This window comes from Streptomyces sp. NBC_00887 (assembly GCF_045207585.1).
Map to the genome: position 1 here is coordinate 4,473,899 of NZ_CP108788.1, position 17,952 is coordinate 4,491,850.

General features: G+C 70.8%; 16 protein-coding genes. 8 read left to right on the top strand and 8 right to left on the bottom strand.

The window, feature by feature from the left end; translation table 11 throughout:
* Positions 1-25 precede the first annotated feature (25 nt).
* Complete coding sequence (locus OG844_RS20205; protein ID WP_406392050.1) at positions 26-553, bottom strand: DinB family protein; 528 nt, start codon at positions 551-553, stop codon at positions 26-28.
* A 72-nt stretch (positions 554-625) separates the two neighbouring features.
* Here OG844_RS20205 and OG844_RS20210 point away from each other — a divergent pair, with 72 nt between their 5' ends.
* A complete protein-coding gene (locus tag OG844_RS20210; protein ID WP_406392052.1) occupies positions 626-961 on the top strand; it encodes a hypothetical protein in 336 nt (111 codons plus the stop codon).
* Positions 962-991: 30 nt separating this feature from the next.
* Here OG844_RS20210 and OG844_RS20215 read toward each other — a convergent pair whose 3' ends face one another.
* The 3 genes from OG844_RS20215 to OG844_RS20225 all read right to left on the bottom strand — a co-directional run bounded on the left by OG844_RS20215 (position 992) and on the right by OG844_RS20225 (position 3,219).
* Positions 992-2,275 (bottom strand): M48 family metallopeptidase, encoded by a 1,284-nt coding sequence (locus tag OG844_RS20215; RefSeq protein WP_406392054.1) that lies wholly within the window; start codon positions 2,273-2,275, stop codon positions 992-994.
* Between the two features lie 194 nt (positions 2,276-2,469).
* Positions 2,470-2,811, bottom strand: a complete 342-nt coding sequence (gene trxA, locus OG844_RS20220; protein ID WP_406392056.1) for a thioredoxin — start codon at positions 2,809-2,811, stop codon at positions 2,470-2,472.
* Positions 2,812-2,814: 3 nt separating this feature from the next.
* Positions 2,815-3,219 carry a MerR family transcriptional regulator gene (locus OG844_RS20225; protein WP_356423957.1) on the bottom strand — a complete coding sequence of 135 codons (405 nt, stop codon included), beginning with the start codon at positions 3,217-3,219 and terminating at the stop codon, positions 2,815-2,817.
* Between the two features lie 181 nt (positions 3,220-3,400).
* Here OG844_RS20225 and OG844_RS20230 point away from each other — a divergent pair, with 181 nt between their 5' ends.
* A complete protein-coding gene (locus OG844_RS20230) occupies positions 3,401-4,864 on the top strand; it encodes a glycoside hydrolase family 16 protein (protein ID WP_406392058.1) in 1,464 nt (487 codons plus the stop codon).
* Positions 4,865-5,036: 172 nt separating this feature from the next.
* On the opposite strand, the gene OG844_RS20235 is transcribed toward OG844_RS20230, so the two are convergent.
* The gene (locus tag OG844_RS20235; RefSeq protein ID WP_406392060.1) at positions 5,037-6,416 is read right to left on the bottom strand and encodes a cation:dicarboxylate symporter family transporter; all 1,380 of its coding nucleotides are present in this window, start codon (positions 6,414-6,416) and stop codon (positions 5,037-5,039) included.
* A gap of 155 nt (positions 6,417-6,571) precedes the next feature.
* Between OG844_RS20235 and OG844_RS20240 the strand changes: the two genes are divergently transcribed.
* From OG844_RS20240 to OG844_RS20250, 3 genes are all read left to right on the top strand, one after another.
* Positions 6,572-8,224 carry an ATP-binding protein gene (locus tag OG844_RS20240; protein ID WP_406392062.1) on the top strand — a complete coding sequence of 551 codons (1,653 nt, stop codon included), beginning with the start codon at positions 6,572-6,574 and terminating at the stop codon, positions 8,222-8,224.
* Positions 8,221-8,895 (top strand): response regulator, encoded by a 675-nt coding sequence (locus OG844_RS20245; RefSeq protein ID WP_406392063.1) that lies wholly within the window; start codon positions 8,221-8,223, stop codon positions 8,893-8,895. The genes OG844_RS20240 and OG844_RS20245 overlap by 4 nt, the downstream gene beginning before the upstream one ends.
* A gap of 165 nt (positions 8,896-9,060) precedes the next feature.
* Positions 9,061-9,684, top strand: coding sequence for a helix-turn-helix domain-containing protein (locus tag OG844_RS20250; protein WP_406396195.1), 624 nt, complete (start codon positions 9,061-9,063; stop codon positions 9,682-9,684).
* A gap of 84 nt (positions 9,685-9,768) precedes the next feature.
* On the opposite strand, the gene OG844_RS20255 is transcribed toward OG844_RS20250, so the two are convergent.
* Entirely contained in the window at positions 9,769-10,794 is a 1,026-nt protein-coding gene (locus OG844_RS20255; protein WP_351168744.1) for an ATP-dependent 6-phosphofructokinase, read from the bottom strand.
* Between the two features lie 308 nt (positions 10,795-11,102).
* On the opposite strand from OG844_RS20255, the gene pta reads away from it, so the two are divergent.
* The 3 genes from pta (at position 11,103) to pyk (ending at position 15,909) form a co-directional block, all read left to right on the top strand.
* The gene (gene pta / locus OG844_RS20260) at positions 11,103-13,184 is read left to right on the top strand and encodes a phosphate acetyltransferase (RefSeq protein WP_406392064.1); all 2,082 of its coding nucleotides are present in this window, start codon (positions 11,103-11,105) and stop codon (positions 13,182-13,184) included.
* The gene (locus OG844_RS20265; protein ID WP_406392066.1) at positions 13,181-14,404 is read left to right on the top strand and encodes an acetate kinase; all 1,224 of its coding nucleotides are present in this window, start codon (positions 13,181-13,183) and stop codon (positions 14,402-14,404) included. Before pta ends, OG844_RS20265 begins: the two co-directional genes overlap by 4 nt.
* 74 nt (positions 14,405-14,478) lie before the next feature.
* Positions 14,479-15,909, top strand: a complete 1,431-nt coding sequence (gene pyk / locus OG844_RS20270) for a pyruvate kinase (RefSeq protein ID WP_351168738.1) — start codon at positions 14,479-14,481, stop codon at positions 15,907-15,909.
* A 125-nt stretch (positions 15,910-16,034) separates the two neighbouring features.
* Here the strand turns inward: pyk and OG844_RS20275 are convergent, their stop codons facing one another.
* Positions 16,035-17,315 carry a hypothetical protein gene (locus tag OG844_RS20275; RefSeq protein ID WP_406392068.1) on the bottom strand — a complete coding sequence of 427 codons (1,281 nt, stop codon included), beginning with the start codon at positions 17,313-17,315 and terminating at the stop codon, positions 16,035-16,037.
* On the bottom strand, positions 17,305-17,889 hold the full coding sequence (locus OG844_RS20280; protein WP_406392070.1) for a DUF6114 domain-containing protein: 585 nt from the start codon (positions 17,887-17,889) through the stop codon (positions 17,305-17,307). The genes OG844_RS20275 and OG844_RS20280 overlap by 11 nt, the downstream gene beginning before the upstream one ends.
* Between the last annotated feature and the right edge of the window lie 63 nt (positions 17,890-17,952).

Genomic DNA, 17,952 nt, shown 5'->3' on the forward strand with positions numbered 1-17,952 from the left:
TCCCCCACCGCTGCGCAGGGTTCGCTCAGTCCCCCGTCACCCCGTCGGTACGCTCCCGCAGCAGGTCGGCGTGGCCGTTGTGGCGGGCGTACTCCTGGATCATCAGCAGATAGACCCAGCGCAGGCTCAGGGGGCGTCCGCCCGTGGACGCGAAGACCTCGTCGAGACCGTGCCCCGCCACCGCCGCTTCGCAGGCGGCGACTTCGGCCCGGAAGAGCCCGAAGTCCCGCTCCGCGTTGGCCGGGTCGACTCCGTCGAAGCCCTCGTTCCCGTCCGAGGGACCCGCATGGACATCGCCGATGCCCTCACCCCTGAACTGCCGCCGGAACCACCAGCGTTCGACTTCCGCCATGTGCCGGACCAGGCCGAGGAGCGAGAGGCCCGACGGCTCCACGGCCGTCCGCGCCAGCCGCTCCGGATCCAGTCCGGCGCACTTGGCCAGCAGGGTCTCCCGGTGCCGGGTCAACCAGCCCTCCAGCATGTGGCGTTCGTCCAGGGTGCCCGGACTGCCGAGCTGCGCCGTACGCTCCACCGGCGGTGCCGTCCATGTCATGGGCTCATCCTCCGCACGACCGCTCATGTGCACCAGCAGGCGCGCTTCGTCCGGGCGGATACGATCCCGCCCATGACACAGCCCACGACGCCCGCGGCGCGGGCCGAAGCAGCACCGGACGGCCCGAATCGACTCTGGGTGATCGCCGCGGTCTCGTTCGTCGTCTTCCTCGCCACCTGGGGCCTGAGCTGGATCAAGGCGTACGCGATCAACGACGACCTGCCCAACGCCTGCGGCGACGTGCGCAGACAGGCCTTCCCTCCGGAGGTGACGTGCGTGTCCGGAAGCGGCGCGGTCACCGGTGCGAACGCGGGCGGGATCGAGATCCTCTTCTACGCCTCGTTCGGGGTGGCCGTGATGTTCGGGACCCTGGCCCTCGCGGTGACCGTGGCCGTCCGCGGAAAGTGAGGCGGAGGTTGCCGGCCCGTCCGTGGACGTCTAGTCGCCGCGCACGATCTGCCGGGCCACCTGCCTGCGCGCGTCGGCGAGTTCCTCGGCGATCCGTTGCTCCCGGTCGCCGTCCGTCACCACGGCCGCAGGCGTGACCGCGCCGACGAGCAGGCACTCGCGACGCAGATGTGTCGGCGGATGGGTGTCGTCGACACTGTGCCCCCTCCGGGCACCGACGCGCCTCTGCCTCTCGTACTCGTGCTCCGGGATCGAGTCCATGTGTGCGGCGAGCAGCTCCCACAGGCCGTCCGCCCCCTCCTCCGCCCGCCCGGTGCCGCGAGGGCGGGTCCGGAGCTTGTTGCCCTCGCGCCGCACCGTGGTGTCGGCCGAGTCCGCGACGAGCAGCCGGTCCAGGAACGCCACGGCCGCTTCGGTGGAACCGGCACGGGCGGCAACGGAGTCGGCGAGGTACTCGGCACGCTGCATGGAACGCAGAGTCAGCTGGTCGAGCAGCATCAGCATGCCGAGGACCAGCGAGCGGGGCACCAGGTAGACCAGATTCGCCACCATCTCGAGCGGCGACGGATCCTCGGTCGGCCGGAGGTAGTAGTGCCAGATGGCCAGCGAACGGTACGCGGTCGCGAAGACGATTCCGCGCCGGGTGTCACCGTTGCTGTAGTGGCCCAGCTCATGGCCCAGCACGGCGATCCTCTGCTGGGATTCGAGTGTCTCCCACAGGGGCACACCCAGGGTCAGCAGACGGCGGCCACGTACTCCGCAGGTCCGCACACCCGCGTTGAAAGCGGCATCGACCGCGATCACGTCCACGCCCCTGGTGCCGGCCACCTGAGCGATCTCGTCGATGAGCCCGTACAGGGCGGGCGCATCGGTGCGGTACAGCAGCAACCCGTCCTCGGGCAGCCGCGGCATACGCGGACGCAGACTCCATGCCAGCGCCACGAAGAAGAGCCCCGACACCACCGGGCCCGGGCTGCCCCATCCGCCCACCACGCACCACACGCCGCCCGCGGCCAGGGCGACGGTCACGCCGTGAACCACGAGTGCGATCCCGTACGCGAGGAGAGCCGGTCTGTCCTTCCCCGGGCGCAGCGTCCCGCCTGCGCTCACTTCGGCGAGCAGCCGCTCGCCGTGCCGGCCGGCGAGCGTACGGCGCATCCTCGCCAGCCTGCCCTGCTGCTCCTCCGCCGCCGGACCCAAGGGGTCCACGTTCCATTCGCAGTCGCCGCACCAGGCCGGGAACCGGCTGTCCACCCGGATCCCGGATCCGCACTCCGGGCACTGCTGAGTCGTTTCTCCTGCGTGTGTGCGCATCGGAGCCTGCTCCCCATCCCCACGACCTCTCCCCGAGGCCACCCGTTCCCGACCCGGCGAAGCTGATCACGTGGCCCGGAGCGAGTAAAGCCCCGGCACCTCAGGGGTGGGTGCGGGTCCGGGAGACCGGCGTGCCGCCGACGTCAGGGCGAGCGGCCTCCTGCACCGCCGCGTGCATCGGAGCCGGCGTCCGCCTACGCCACCGCGAACACGTCCTCCAGCTCCTGGAGCAGGCGGCGCTTCGGGCGGGCGCCGACCATCGACTTGACCGGTTCGCCCTCCCGGAACACCATCAGCGTCGGCATCGACAGCACCGCGTAGCGGCTCGTGACGCCGGGGTTGGCGTCCACGTCCAGCTGGACGATCTTGATTCGGCCGGCCTCCTCCGCCGCGATCGCGCTGAGCACCGGGGCGAGCTGGCGGCAGGGGCCGCACCAGTCCGCGGTGAATTCGACCAGGACCGGGAGGTCCGCTCCCAGGACCTCCTCGTCGAACGTCGTATCGGTGATCTCGGCGACACCTTCTGCGTGGATCATCTGTCATCCTCCCAGTTCACATCGTGGTTCGGGGCCGCCGGGCTGCTCGGCCGCCGCCTCCAGTTCGGCGCGGGCGAGCTGTGCGCCCACCTCCGTACGGACCGTCTGCAGCTGCCCGATGAGCGAGTCGAGCTCGTCGAGCTTGCGGCGGTAGACAGCCAGGGACGCGGGGCAGGCGTCGCCCGCCGGGTGGCCGGCGCGCAGGCAGTCGACGAAGGGGCGGGTCTCCTCCAGGTCGAACCCGAAGTCCTGGAGGGTCCGGATCTGCTGGATCAGCCGCAGGTCGCCCTCGTCGTACGTGCGGTAGCCGTTCTCCGCGCGGCGTGCGTGCAGCAGGCCGCGCGACTCGTAGTACCGCAGCGTCCGTGTCGTCGTCCCGGCGCGTTCGGCCAGTTCCCCGATTCGCATACGACGACGGTAATCCTTGACGTCGACGTCAAGGCAAGGGACCGGACGGGAAGGGGCGCCGGCCGACCGGTCGGGGAAGTGGAGCGGTCAGGGCCATTGACGGCTGCCCCGGGTGCATCTAAATACCTGTGAGAGCGCTCTCAAAAGCAACCTTCCCCGCACGCCCCCACCGGAGGTTCCCTTGCGTACGAGCCGCACGATCCCCCACAGACGTACGACCGTCCTCTCCGCCCTCACCGCCTTGGCCCTCACCCTCGCCGGGGTGATCACCGTCGCCGGATCCGGGCCCGCCCGCGGTGATGTGCCGACCACCCCCGGGTGGAACCTGCAGTGGAGCGACGACTTCAACGGCGCGAACCGCAGCCTGCCGTCCTCCGCGAACTGGCAGATCGACACAGGTCACGGCTATCCCGGCGGCCCCGGCAACTGGGGCACCGGGGAGGTCCAGAACTACACCGCGAGCCCCGACAACGTCAGCCTCGACGGCAGCGGCAACCTGCGCATCACCCCGCTCCGCGACGGGGCGGGGAACTGGACCTCCGGCCGCATCGAGACCAGGAGGGCCGACTTCAAGGCCCCGGCCGGCGGCACCCTTCGCATCGAGGGCCGCGTCCAGATGCCGAACGTCACCGGCAGCGCCGCCCTGGGGTACTGGCCCGCCTTCTGGGCGCTCGGGTCCCCGTACCGCGGCAACTACTGGAACTGGCCGGGCATCGGCGAGTTCGACATCATGGAGAACGTCAACGGGATCAACTCCGTCTGGGGCGTGCTCCATTGCGGCGTCAACCCGGGCGGCCCCTGCAACGAGACCACCGGCCTCGGCAACAGCCGCGCCTGCCCCGGCGCCAGCTGCCAGTCCGCCTTCCACACGTACCGCTTCGAGTGGGACCGCGCCGTCACCCCCAACGCCCTGCGCTGGTACGTGGACGGCCAGCTCTTCCACAGCGTCACACAGAGCCAGCTGGACGCCGGGACGTGGGCGAACATGACCGACCACGCCGGGTACTTCCTCCTGCTGAACCTCGCGATCGGCGGCGCCTTCCCGAACGCGCTCGGCGGCCCGACCCCGACCGCCGCGACGGTGCCGGGCCGCCCCATGCTGGTGGACTACGTGGGCGTCTGGACCAAGGGCGGCGGCGGAACCACCGACCCGCCGCCCACCGACCCGCCGTCCGGCTCCTCCACCCTCGCCCTGCGCAGCGGCGGAGGTCTCGGCGCCGCCCAGTCCGCAGCCTCGTCGGTGACGGTCGCCTCGGCGGGCGGCGGCAACTACGACGGCACCCCGCACAGCCCGCAGACCTTCACCGCGACGGGCATCACCAGGGCGTACGACGGAGGGGCCACTCAGTTCGACGTGTTCGCGGACTCGGGCACCACCGTCGCCAACGGGCAACAGGTGCGGGTGAGTTACGACCGCACGGGTGACGGGACCTGGGACCGTACGGAGACGTACAACTACTTCGCCACCGATCCCGTCAACGGGTACGAGCACTACACCCAGGCCAAGGGCCTCAAGTCCTCCACCGGCAGCCACGGCAACCTGGCCAACGGCACGGTGAAGGTCGAGATCTGGAACGCCATCGGCAACGGTACGGGCATCGTCGGCGTCGGCAACCAGTCGGTCGTCCACATCCCGTTCGGCTGAGGACAGAGGTTCCGCGCGCCCTGTGGAACGAGTCCTGCGCCGCATCCATGAACGACAGGGGTGAAGTCCCGCTCCGCGAGCTGAATCAGCGATGCCGTGGTCGAGGGCACCCCGGGAACGCGGGGGCGGCCGGTGCGGAACACCGCACCGGCCGCTCTCACGAACCTGCGTCCTACGCCTTCACCAGCGAGGGCCGCTCCTCGCCGCCGTCCCTGGCGTCGGGGACATGCGGGTCCGGGACGTGCGGCTCCGCGGGCCCCTCGTCGACGATCATCTTCTCGTCGAACGGCAGGTGGCCGGAGAGGACCTCGTCCACCCGCGCCCGGTCGATCTCCTTGGTCCAGGTGCCCACCAGCACCGTGGCGACCGCGTTGCCCGCGAAGTTCGTCAGGGCGCGGGCCTCGCTCATGAAGCGGTCGATGCCGACGATCAGGCCGACGCCGTCGACCAGTTCGGGGCGGTGGGACTGCAGACCGCCCGCGAGGGTGGCCAGTCCGGCGCCGGTGACGCCCGCGGCGCCCTTCGAGGCGATCACCATGAAGATCAGCAGCGAGATCTGCTCACTGATGCTCAGCGGGTCGCCGGTCGCGTTGGCGATGAAGAGCGAGGCCATCGTCAGGTAGATCGCGGTGCCGTCGAGGTTGAAGGAGTAGCCGGTCGGCACGGTGATGCCGACGACGGGCTTGCTGATGCCCATGTGCTCCATCTTCGCGATCAGCCGCGGCAGGGCCGACTCGGAGGAGGAGGTGGAGAGGATCAGCAGGAACTCGCGGCCCAGGTACTTCAGCAGGGAGAAGATGTTGACCCCTGCCACCACCCGCAGGATCGCGCCCAGGATCACGAACACGAAGAGCGCGCAGGTGACGTAGAAGCCGACCATGATGATCGCGAGGGACTTCAGGGCGTCCACGCCGGTCTCGCCGACCACCGCCGCGATCGCTCCGAACGCGCCGACCGGGGCGACCCACATGATCATGGCGAGGATGCGGAACACGAGGCGCTGGATGTGGCCGATGCCGCGCAGGACGGGTTCGCCCGCCGAACCCATGGCCTGCAGGGCGAAGCCCGCGAGCAGGGCGATGAGCAGGGTCTGCAGGACCTCGCCCTCGGTGAAGGCCGAGACCATGGTGGTCGGGATGACGCCGAGCAGGAAGTCCACCGTGGACTCGCTCGCCCCCGCCGCCTGCTCCTCACCGGCGGCACGTGCCGCGTCGGTGAGGTGGAGACTGGAGCCGGGCTCCAGGATGTTGCCGACGACCAGGCCGATGGCCAGGGCGACGGTCGACATCACCAGGAAGTAGCCGAGGGCGAGACCGCCGACGGCGCCGACCTTGGCGGCCTTGCGTACGGAGCCGACGCCCAGCACGATCGTGCAGAAGATGATCGGCGAGATCATCATCTTGATGAGGTTGACGAACCCGGTGCCGATGGGCTTGAGCTCCACGGCCACGCCCGGAGCGACGAAGCCGACCGCGATGCCCAGTACCACGGCGGCGATCACAGCCAGGTAGAGATAGTGCGTTCGGTCCCGTCGTGCGACTTTCTCTGCCACGGTGGTCTCCTCGGGGTTGCGGTCGCTCCCCCGTCCCAGGGGGCCCCGGTGACTATTCACTTCCCTGTGACCGCGGTCACCCTTGCGTTCATATCGTTCACGGACGCTTTCGAGCCACCCTGGGCCGGTGGGTCCCGCCATGCAGACTGGGGGCCATGCGCCTGTCCCGTACGCTCCCCCGCAGCCTGGCCGGCCAGCTCTTCGCGATGCAGGCCCTGCTCGTGGCCGCGGTCGTGGCCGGGTGCGCCTTCTTCGCGTACGCCTCCGGCCGGGCGCAGGCGGAGGAGACCGCGGACCGGCAGGTACGGGCAGCCGCCCTCGCCATGGCCGGATCCCCGTCCGTGCGGGAGGCGATCCGCACCCCGGACCCCACCGCCGTGCTCCAGCCGTACGCGGAGCGGGTCCGCGCGGACACCGGGATCACCTTCGTCACGATCATGGATCCGAACCGGGTGCGCTGGACCCATCCGCACCCCTCGGAGATCGGCAGGACCTTCATCGGGAACACCGCCCCGGCCCTGCGCGGTGAGACCTTCACGGAGACGTACACCGGCACCCTGGGGCCGTCGATACGGGTCGTCACGCCGATCCGTGACGGGGGGCGGATCGTCGGCCTGGTCAGCGCCGGCATCACCGTCGACCGGGTCTCCAACCAGGTTCGCGAACAGCTCGGCGCCCTGGGCATGGCGGCGGGCGCGGCACTGGCGCTCGGCGGGCTCGGCACGTACGTGATCAACGCCAGGCTGCGCCGGCACACCCACGGGATGAACGCCCGCGAGCTGGGCCGGATGCACGACTACCACGAAGCCACCCTGCACGCGGTGCGCGAGGGGCTGCTGATGCTGGACGGACAGCGCCGGATCGCGCTGATCAACGACGCGGGCCGGGAGCTGCTGGGCCTGGCACCGGGGTCGGTCGGGCGGAAGGTCGACGAGCTCGCCCTCCCCCCGCCGCTGACCGGGGCCCTCCTGGCGTCCGAGCCACGGGTCGACGAGGTCCACCTGACCGCGGACCGGGTCATCGTCCTCAACACCAGCCCCGTCGTGGGCGGGGAGAAGCGCGGCACGGTGGTGACGCTGCGGGACCACACGGAGCTGCAGGCCCTGTCGGGCGAGCTCGACTCGGAGCGCGGCTTCACACAGGCGCTGCGCTCGCAGGCGCACGAGGCGGCCAACCGGCTGCACACCGTGGTGTCGCTGATCGAACTGGGCCGCGTCGAGGAGGCGGTCGACTTCGCGACGGCGGAACTGGAGCTGGCGCAGGTCCTCACCGACCGGGTCGTCGGGGCGGTCGCCGAGCCGGTACTGGCAGCACTGCTGCTCGGCAAGGCGGCGCAGGCCAACGAGCGCGGTGTGGAGCTCGTCCTCGCCGAGGACAGCCTGATCGACGACGGGGCGCTGCCACCGGCTCTCGCGCCGCGTGATCTGGTGACGGTTCTGGGCAATCTGATCGACAACGCGGTGGACGCCGCGTCGGAGACGGGAGCGGGAGGCGGTGGCGTGCCCATACCCGCCCAGCGCGGCGCGACGCGGCCACGGGTCACCGTCACCGCGCTCACCGACGGCGGTGAGCTGCTGCTGAGGGTCGCCGACACCGGGCCTGGCGTCGGCCCGGACGACGTGGACGAGGTGTTCCGGCGCGGCTGGACGACGCACGGGGCCGGCCGCGGGCTCGGGCTGGCGCTGGTGCGGCAGGCGGTCCTGCGCAACGGCGGGACGGTCGTCCTCGGCCGGGGGGAGGACGGCGGCGCGGAGTTCACGGTGCGGCTGCCCCTGACCGGCCGGCCGGCTCAGGCGGTCCGGGCATGATCCGGGTACTGGTCGTGGAGGACGACCCCGTGGCGGCCGACGCCCATCAGCTGTACGTGGGCCGGGTACCCGGCTTCGAGGTCGCCGCAGTCGCGCACACCCGGGCGCAGGCCGTGCGGGCGCTGGACCGGATGCCGGTGGATCTGCTGCTGCTCGACCTGTACCTGCCCGACGGACACGGACTCCAGCTCCTGCGGGCCCTGCGGGCGGCCGGGCACGGTGCGGATGTCATCGCGGTGACGTCGGCGCGCGATCTGGCGGTGGTGCGGGAGGGCGTGTCGCTCGGAGTCGTGCAGTACGTGCTGAAGCCGTTCACCTACCCCACCCTCCGCGACAGGCTCGTGCGCTACGCCGAGTTCCGGGCGGCGGCCGGTGAGGCGAGCGGCCAGGAGGAGGTGGACCGGGCGCTGGGCGCGCTGCGGATCGCACACCCGGCAGCGCTGCCCAAGGGACTGAGCGGTCCGACGCTGGAGGCGGTGACCCGGGCCCTGCGGGAGTCCCCGGACGGGGTGACGGCGGCGGCCGCCGGGGAGGCACTGGGGATCTCCCGGATCACCGCACGCCGGTATCTGGAGCATCTGGTGACGGCCGGCCGCGCCGAGCGCCGGCCGAACTACGGCCACGTGGGACGCCCGGAACTGCGTTACCGGTGGGTGGCCGAAACTCGCTGACCGCATGAAGATCGGGGAGCACCCTCTCCTAGGAGGATCATACGAAGGGTGAACTGTGAGGAACAGCCTGTAGCCAGGCCGTTCCCGTGCTCCTACGGTGGGGCCGTGCAACCCACTCCGCCCTTCAATGCCCCCGCCGCGCGCCGTCTGCGCGAGGCTCTGGGAATGGCTCCCGGCCATGTTGCGTACGGCCTCGGCGCCCAGTACGGACTCCAGATCACCGCCGAGACCGTGATGGCCTGGGAACGCGGTGTCGCCCTGCCCGGCGAACGCGAACTCATGGCCCTCGCCGGTGTGCTGTGGTGCGCGCCGGGTGAACTGCTGGCCGCCGCGATCACCTTGCGCGAGCACCGGCTGGCCCGGGACATCACCGTGGACGACCTCGCGCGGGAGCTCGGGATGACCGGTGCCGCGTATCTGCGGATGGAGGAGTCGGGCCGCTGGCGCGGCAACGAACGCCAGGCCATGGCGCTCTGCGAGGCCCTCGACATGTCGGCCGCCCAGTTCGTCACGGCGACCGACCGCAACGAGGAGATGGCGGAGCTGCTGAACAGGGCGGTGACGACGCGCTGGCAGGCGTACGTCCGGCCGGTGGCCAAACTCGTACCGCTGGACCGGGTCCTGGTGCAGGACGTGCTGGAGCAGCTGCAGAGCGACTACCAGGCCCTGATGGTGACGACGCTGAGCTGGGACAGCACGGGCCGGGAGCGGTCCGGGACGTCGGGCGACGCCGGGCGGGCGTTCCTGGACCGGGTGGTCGAGCAGTTCTGGCGCACGGCCGGCATCTGAGCCCGCCCGTGCGGCCGGTCCGCGCCGTGTTCCGGACCCGAGGGAAACCGGAACACGGCTCCGGCAGGACCGGCCCCGTGCCGGTCAGAAGACCGACTCGGCCTCGTACATGCGGTCACTGGGCACGGTCTTCAGGCGGGTGACGGCGTCGGCGAGCGGCACCATGGCGATGTCGGAGCCGCGCAGGGCCGTCATCCGGCCGAAATCGCCGCGGTGGACGGCCTCCACCGCGTTCCACCCGAAGCGGGTCGCGAGCACCCGGTCGTACGCGGTCGGCGTGCCGCCGCGCTGCACATGGCCGAGAATGACCGGCCGGGCCTCCTTGCCGAGCCGCCTCTCCAGCTCGACGGCGAGGCGGTTGCCGATGCCCTGGAAGCGCTCGTGGCCGAACTGGTCGATCTCGCCCTTGGCGTACGCCATCGAGCCCTCGGCCGGGTGTGCGCCCTCGGCGACGCAGATGACGGCGAACTTCTTGCCGCGCGAGAAGCGCTCCTCGACCATCTTGACCAGGTCCTCGACCTGGAAGGGCCGCTCCGGGAGGCAGATCCCGTGGGCACCGCCGGCCATTCCGGACTCCAGCGCGATCCAGCCCGCGTGGCGGCCCATCACCTCGACGACCATGACCCGCTGGTGCGACTCGGCGGTCGTCTTGAGGCGGTCTATGGCCTCGGTGGCGACGCCCACGGCCGTGTCGAAGCCGAAGGTCCGGTCGGTGGCGGAGATGTCGTTGTCGATCGTCTTCGGGACGCCCACGACGGGCATTCCGGCGTCCGAGAGCATCCGGGCTGCGGTGAGGGTGCCCTCGCCGCCGATCGGGATGAGGGCGTCGATGCCGTAACGGCGGGACAGCTCCTCACAGTTCTCGGCGGCCTCGCGCAGCCGGTCGCGCTCCAGCCGGGCGGAGCCCAGGATCGTGCCGCCGCGTGCCAGGATGCCGCTCACCGCGTTGAGGTCGAGGGGCCGGTAGTGCCCGTCGAGCAGGCCCTTGAACCCGTCCTCGAACCCGATGACTTCATCGCCGTGACCCACGACGGCACGGTGCACGACCGACCGGATCACGGCGTTGAGGCCTGGGCAGTCTCCGCCTGCGGTGAGAATTCCGATGCGCATCGTGCTCTGTCTCCTGCTCGCTGGGGCCATGCATTTCGGGGGCCGCTCGACAAACCCCCGTACCGTGAGCCATGACGATTGTCCCACGCCCGGTCCGGCACTCGCGCTTCCGACTGCTCGGGTCTCACGCCGGCGACCGCTCGGTCCGACGCCTGCGACCGCTCCGGTGCCGTACGGCACGGGTCGTGGGCGGGTCCGGCAGGGGCCCGGGACCGGCCGTGCGCGGGTGCCGCCCGGCGGGCGATTTACCCGTCTCGGTAGGTATCGTCAAGAGGGCAATGCCAGCCAGCCAGGACGGGAGAGCACGCGTGGCGCGCAGCGTGTACGTGACCGGGATCGACCGGGGAGACGGCCGACAGGTCGTCGATCTGGGCGTCATGGAGCTACTGACGCGCCAGGTGGTCCGGGTCGGAGTGTTCCGTCCGCTGGTCCATGACGGACCCGACCGGCTGTTCGAGCTGCTGCGGGCCCGCTACCGGCTCTCGCAGAGCCCGGAGACCGTCTACGGGCTGGACTACCACGAGGCGTCCGCCATCCAGGCGGAGCAGGGTACCGACGAGCTGGTCTCCCGGCTCGTCGAGCGCTTCCACCGGGTGTCACGCGACTACGAGGTGGTGCTGGTCCTCGGCAGCGATTTCGCCGCCACCCAGCTCCCGGACGAGCTCGCGCTCAACGCCCGGCTCGCCAACGAGTTCGGTGCCTCGGTGATCGCGGTGGTCGGCGGCGGGGGCCAGGACGCCGCGTCGGTACGGGCGGAGACGCGCAACGCCTACCGTGCGTACGCCGGTCTGGGCTGCGACGTCCTGGCGATGATCGTGAACAGGGTGGCACCCGAGGACCGGGCCGCCATCGCCGAGCGGCTCGCCGCGACGCTGCCGGTCCCCTGCTCGGTACTGCCCGACGACCCGGCGCTCTCCGCGCCGACCGTCGCCCAGATCACCGCGGCGCTGGACGGAACGGTCCTGCTCGGCGACGACTCGGGCCTCGCCAGGGACGCGCTGAACTTCGTCTTCGGCGGCGCGATGCTGCCGAACCTCCTCAAGGCACTGACCCCGGGCTGCATGGTCGTCACCCCCGGCGACCGCGCGGACCTGGTCATCGGTGCGCTCGCCGCCCACAGCGCGGGCACCCCGCCCATCGCGGGCCTCCTGCTGACCCTGGACGAGCGTCCCGGCGAGGAGATACTCAGGCTGGCCGCCCGCCTCGCACCCGGCACCCCGGTCGTCGCGGTGACCGGTGGGTCCTTCCCCACGGCGGCCGAACTCTTCTCGCTGGAAGGCAAGTTGAACGCGGCGACGCCCCGCAAGGCGGAGACCGCGCTCGGCCTCTTCGAGCGCCACGTGGACACCGGCGCCCTGCTGGAGGGGATCTCCGTGTCCCGCGGCGGCCGGGTCACCCCGATGATGTTCGAGCACGAGCTGCTGGAACAGGCCCGCTCGAACCGGCGCCGGGTCGTCCTGCCCGAGGGCACGGAGGAGCGCGTCCTGCGTGCAGCCGATGTGCTGCTGCGCCGGGACGTCTGCGATCTGACGCTCCTCGGCGACGTGGACGTCATCCGCAAGAAGGCCGCCGACCTCGGCATGGATCTCGCCGGGACCCAGCTGATCGACCCGCAGACCTCCGAGCTGCGCCAGAGCTTCGCCGAGCAGTACGCGCTGTTGCGCGCGCACCGCGGTGTGACGGTGGAGCTCGCCCACGACGTCGTCGCGGACGTCAACTACTTCGGCACCCTGATGGTCCAGGAGGGTCTGGCCGACGGCATGGTCTCCGGCTCGGTGCACTCCACCGCGGCGACCATCCGCCCCGCCTTCGAGATCATCAAGACCAAGCCGGACGCCTCGATCGTCTCCTCGGTCTTCTTCATGTGCCTCGCCGACAGGGTCCTGGTGTACGGCGACTGCGCCGTCAATCCGGACCCGGACGCGGAGCAGCTCGCGGACATCGCGGTGCAGTCGGCTGTCACCGCGGCGCGCTTCGGTGTGGACCCCCGGATCGCGATGCTGTCGTACTCGACGGGCACCTCGGGCAGCGGCGCCGACGTCGACAAGGTGCGGGAGGCGACCGAGCGGGTACGCGCCTCGCACCCCGACCTGAGGATCGAGGGCCCCATCCAGTACGACGCGGCGGTCGAGCCGTCCGTCGCGGCGACCAAGCTGCCGGCGTCCGAGGTGGCGGGGCGGGCGACCGTACTGATCTTCCCGGACCTCAACACCGGCAACAACACCTACAAGGCCGTCCAGCGCTCGGCCGGGGCCGTCGCGGTCGGCCCGGTCCTGCAGGGGCTGCGCAAGCCGGTCAACGACCTGTCGCGCGGCGCCCTCGTGCAGGACATCGTCAATACCGTGGCCATCACGGCGATCCAGGCGCAGGGCGAGGAGCGAACCCGATGACCACCGACCGAACCACCGGCGGGGCGGGCCGCGTGCTCGTCCTCAACTCGGGCTCCTCGTCGGTCAAGTACCAGCTCCTGGACATGCGCGAGCGGGTGCGGCTCGCGACCGGCCTGGTCGAGCGGATCGGGGAGGAGACCTCCCGGCTGGTGCACACCCCCTCCGGCGGCGGCGAACCCCGTGAGCGCACCGGAAGGATCGCCGACCACGAGCAGGCCCTGAAGGCCGCGGCCGAGGAGCTGGCGGCCGACGGGCTCGGCCTGGACTCCCCCGAACTCGTGGCCATCGGCCACCGGGTGGTGCACGGCGGGCTGAAGTTCAGCGAGCCCACCGTGATCACCGACGAGGTACTGGCCGAGATCGAACGGCTCGTCCCGGTGGCCCCCCTGCACAACCCCGCGAACATCACCGGGATCCGTACGGCACAGGCACTGCGCCCGGACCTGCCGCAGGTCGCCGTCTTCGACACGGCGTTCCACACGACGATGCCGGAGCACGCGGCGCGGTACGCGATCGACGTGGAGACGGCCGACGCGCACCGCATCCGCCGCTACGGCTTCCACGGCACCTCCCACGCGTACGTATCGCGCAGGACGGCCGAGCTGCTGGGCCGGCCGGTGGCCGACGTGAACGTGATCGTGCTGCATCTGGGCAACGGCGCCTCGGCCTCCGCGGTCGCCGGCGGCCGGTGCGTGGAGACGTCCATGGGGCTGACCCCCTTGGAGGGGCTGGTGATGGGTACGCGTTCGGGAGACATCGATCCGGCCGTCACCTTCCACCTCAAGAGGGTCGCGGGGATGTCGGTGGACGAGATCGACGTCCTGCTGAACAAGAAGAGCGGTCTGGTCGGCCTCTGCGGCGACAACGACATGCGGGAGATCCGGCGCCGGGTGGACGAGGGCGACGAGCGTGCCACGCTCGCGTTCGACATCTACATCCACCGGCTGAAGAAGTACATCGGCGCCTATTCGGCGGTCCTCGGCCGGGTGGATGCCGTGGTGTTCACGGCGGGGGTCGGGGAGAACGCGGCTCCCGTACGGGAGGCTGCGATCGCGGGACTGGAGGGGTTCGGCCTGGCGGTGGACGCGGATCTCAACGCCGTACGGTCCGGTGAACCGCGGCTGATCTCCCCCGTCGACGCACGGGTGGCGGTCGCCGTGGTGCCGACGGACGAGGAGCTGGAGATCGCCGGCCAGACCTTCGCACTGGTCCACAACTGAGCGGGACCGCGCCCCTTTGTATCTTCCACCAGACGGAATATTCCGCAGCGAAACAAACCGATAGGATCCGCCTCATGCGCCGTTCCAAAATCGTCTGCACCCTCGGTCCCGCCGTCGACTCGCATGAGCAGCTCGTCGCTCTGATCGAGGCCGGCATGAGCGTGGCCCGTTTCAATTTCAGTCACGGTACCCACGAGGAGCACCAAGGCCGTTACGACCGGGTCCGCAAGGCGGCCGCCGAGACCGGCCGCGCGGTCGGCGTGCTCGCCGACCTGCAGGGCCCGAAAATCCGCCTGGCGAAGTTCGCCGAGGGCCCCGTCGAGCTGGTCCGCGGGGACGAGTTCGTCATCACCTCGGAGGACGTGGCCGGCGACAAGTCGATCTGCGGTACGACCTACAAGGGTCTGCCCGGTGACGTCACCAAGGGCGACCCGATCCTGATCAACGACGGCAACGTCGAGCTCAAGGTCATCTCGGTCGACGGCCCGCGCGTCACCACCATCGTCATCGAGGGCGGTGTCATCTCCGACCACAAGGGCATCAACCTGCCCGGCGCTGCGGTGAACGTCCCCGCGCTCTCCGGGAAGGACGTCGAGGACCTGCGGTTCGCGCTGCGGATGGGCTGCGACCTGGTCGCCCTGTCCTTCGTGCGGGACGCCGAGGACGTCAAGGACGTGCACAAGGTGATGGACGAGGAGGGCCGCCGGGTCCCCGTCATCGCCAAGGTCGAGAAGCCGCAGGCCGTCGAGCACATGGAGGGCGTCGTCGCCGCCTTCGACGGTGTGATGGTGGCCCGCGGCGACCTGGCCGTCGAGTATCCGCTCGAGAAGGTCCCGATGGTGCAGAAGCGCCTCATCGAGCTGTGCCGCCGCAACGCCAAGCCGGTGATCGTGGCGACCCAGATGATGGAGTCGATGATCACCAACTCCCGGCCGACCCGCGCCGAGGCGTCCGACGTCGCCAACGCGATCCTGGACGGTGCGGACGCGGTCATGCTGTCCGCGGAGTCGTCCGTCGGCGCGTACCCGATCGAGACCGTCAAGACGATGTCGAAGATCGTCGTCGCCGCCGAGGAGGAGCTCCTGTCCAAGGGCCTCCAGCCGCTGGTGCCGGGCAAGAAGCCCCGTACCCAGGGTGGTTCGGTCGCGCGTGCGGCCTGCGAGATCGCGGACTTCCTGGACGGCAAGGCACTGGTCGCCTTCACCAAGTCCGGTGACACCGCCCGTCGGCTCTCCCGCTACCGCACGACCCAGCCGATCCTCGCCTTCACCACGGACGAGTCCACCCGCAGCCAGCTCGCCCTGAGCTGGGGCGTCGAGGCCCACGTGGTGCCGCACGTGGCCAACACGGACGCGATGGTCGACCTGGTCGACGAGGAGCTCCTGAAGCTGAACCGCTACAACACGGGCGACATCATGGTCATGACCGCCGGCTCGCCCCCCGGCGTCCCCGGGACCACGAACATGGTCCGGGTCCACCACCTGGGCGGCGAGAAGCGCGACTGACGCACCGGCGGTCCGCGCCTCGTCGCCGACCGCCGGCCGTCCGGACGACGACTGCGGGCCGCGCCTCCTCAGGAGGCGCGGCCCGCAGTCGTCGTTGCGGCTCCCGGACGGGTCCGGATCACCGGCTAGCTCGCGCCGCCGGTGAAGTAGTTGTGCAGTCCGGGGACCGAGAGGGTGCCGCCGAACTGTCCTGCCTGGGTCACCTTCACGTCCGTGAAGAACGCGAACGGTACGTTCAGCGGCGGCGGGGTCTCCGGGCTGAAGGTGATCGGGATGAGACCGAAGAGATTGCCCTTCAGCTCCTCCGTGTACATCGTCACCGTGCCGTTGCGGATCGTGGACGTGGAGCCGCTCCGCGCCTCGACGTGGCCGGTGGTACCGCCAGGGCCCTTCGTGAGCTGGTGAAGGTCCTTGATGTCGACGGAGCTCGCGGTGAACTTCAGCACCTTCTTCGTGCTGCCGTCACCCTTCCTCACCTCGACGATGCCCTTGTAGTCCAGCCCGTTGAGCGTGAGCCTGGACGACTCGAGGATCCACGGGTCGTTCGGGAGCAGCGGGATGCCCTGCTCCAGGTCGGCCGCGGCGAGCGCCTCGGGGTCGGCGGTCGGACACGGGAAGCGCTCCTTGGCGCCGTCCGGGATGTCCTCGTCCTTCACCGGGTCGAGGCCCTTGGCCTCGTCCTCGAGCTCCTCGACGTCCTTGCCCGCCTTGTCGGCGGCGTCACGGATGGCGTCGGCGGTCTCGTCGACCGTGCCCTTCGCCGCGTCCGCGGCCTCCTCGACGGGCTCGGTGGCCTCGTCGACGGGCTCGGTGGTGGCGTTCTCCGTGGGCTTCGGAGCCTCTGTGGTGGCGCTGGGGGACGGACTGGCCGTCTCCTTGTCCGGTCCGTCGAGGAGGTCCTTGAGCGCGTCACCGACACCCAGCGGGTCGAGAGGGTTCTCCGACTCGGTGGGCGTGGGAGTGGGCGCCGCCTGGGCCTTGTTGTCCGCCGTGCCGTCCGCCGGGGGAGCACTCGCACTCGCCGAGGGCTCGGGCGCGGTGGTCTCCTCCTTGCCCTGCTCGTCGTCCTTGCCCTGCTCCTCGTCCTTGTCGGCTTCGCCGGTGGACGTGGCGCTCGGGGTCGGCTTGGCCTCGGGCTCCTGCGACTCGCTCGGTTCGTCGGAGCGCGTCACACAGGGACCGGGGGCGAAGGGTATGTCCCCGTTGTCGTCGGCGAGGGCGAGCTTGGGGGTGAGTCCCATGCCCACGAACACCGCCGTGGGCATCGCGGCGAGCGCGAACGCCTTCTTCCCCGCGGGCATGTGCAGCTTCGTCAGCAGCGACTTCCTGGGGGCCGCGTGGCGCGGCCCGCTTCTCACCCGGGTGTCCTCCCCGGTCGAGTCCGGCTGCGTCTCGTCACCCCGCACTGTTCCTCCCGCCGTTGGCGTCAACGTGTCCGTTCGTGCTGCCGTCGCTCCACGATTCGGATGCGTCGGCACCGTGCGACGGCTCGGCCGCCTGCGCCTGATCGGCGCCGTACTGCGACTCGTTCTGGGGCTCCTGCGGTGTGTACCCGGCGGCGTGCTTGGCCGTCGCCCACTCGGCGTCCGGTGTGCCCGGAGCCCAGGAAAGGGCGAGGCAGCCGCCGATCATGGACAGCAGGAACCCGATCAGGAAGCCGCCGAGGTTGGACACCGGAATGGAGACCAGCGCCAGCAGGATCGAGGCCACACCGGCGAACACCCGGACGATGTGGTGGTACCACATGGTCAGACCGAGCGTGATCAGCAGGACACCGATGATCAGTGAGCCCGCGCCCGCCGTGGTCGCCATGGCCAGCGTCAGATGGCCGATCTTGAGATTCGCGTACGGGAAGTACGCGATCGGACCGCCACCGAGCGCGGTCAGGAGGCCCGCCCAGAAAGGCCGGGTGTGCCGCCAGTCACGGAACCGCAGCCGCCAGTAGGCGGAGTCGCGGGTGCCTGTGGTCTCGGCGCTCATGGAAAACAGCTCCCTGGAACCGGTCGTGCTGTGAGAAGAAGAGGGAGTCGGACGGGCGGGCCG

What these genes read in the sequence shown, in the direction of transcription:
- trxA (WP_406392056.1), bottom strand. Translation starts at nt 2,811, where the DNA reads ATGATCCACGCAGAAGGTGTCGCCGAGATCACCGATACGACGTTCGAC.
- OG844_RS20205 (WP_406392050.1), bottom strand. Translation starts at nt 553, where the DNA reads ATGACATGGACGGCACCGCCGGTGGAGCGTACGGCGCAGCTCGGCAGT.
- OG844_RS20210 (WP_406392052.1), top strand. Translation starts at nt 626, where the DNA reads ATGACACAGCCCACGACGCCCGCGGCGCGGGCCGAAGCAGCACCGGAC.
- OG844_RS20280 (WP_406392070.1), bottom strand. Translation starts at nt 17,889, where the DNA reads ATGAGCGCCGAGACCACAGGCACCCGCGACTCCGCCTACTGGCGGCTG.
- OG844_RS20225 (WP_356423957.1), bottom strand. Translation starts at nt 3,219, where the DNA reads ATGCGAATCGGGGAACTGGCCGAACGCGCCGGGACGACGACACGGACG.
- OG844_RS20240 (WP_406392062.1), top strand. Translation starts at nt 6,572, where the DNA reads ATGCGCCTGTCCCGTACGCTCCCCCGCAGCCTGGCCGGCCAGCTCTTC.
- OG844_RS20215 (WP_406392054.1), bottom strand. Translation starts at nt 2,275, where the DNA reads ATGCGCACACACGCAGGAGAAACGACTCAGCAGTGCCCGGAGTGCGGA.
- pyk (WP_351168738.1), top strand. Translation starts at nt 14,479, where the DNA reads ATGCGCCGTTCCAAAATCGTCTGCACCCTCGGTCCCGCCGTCGACTCG.
- OG844_RS20250 (WP_406396195.1), top strand. Translation starts at nt 9,061, where the DNA reads ATGGCTCCCGGCCATGTTGCGTACGGCCTCGGCGCCCAGTACGGACTC.
- OG844_RS20255 (WP_351168744.1), bottom strand. Translation starts at nt 10,794, where the DNA reads ATGCGCATCGGAATTCTCACCGCAGGCGGAGACTGCCCAGGCCTCAAC.
- OG844_RS20265 (WP_406392066.1), top strand. Translation starts at nt 13,181, where the DNA reads ATGACCACCGACCGAACCACCGGCGGGGCGGGCCGCGTGCTCGTCCTC.
- OG844_RS20245 (WP_406392063.1), top strand. Translation starts at nt 8,221, where the DNA reads ATGATCCGGGTACTGGTCGTGGAGGACGACCCCGTGGCGGCCGACGCC.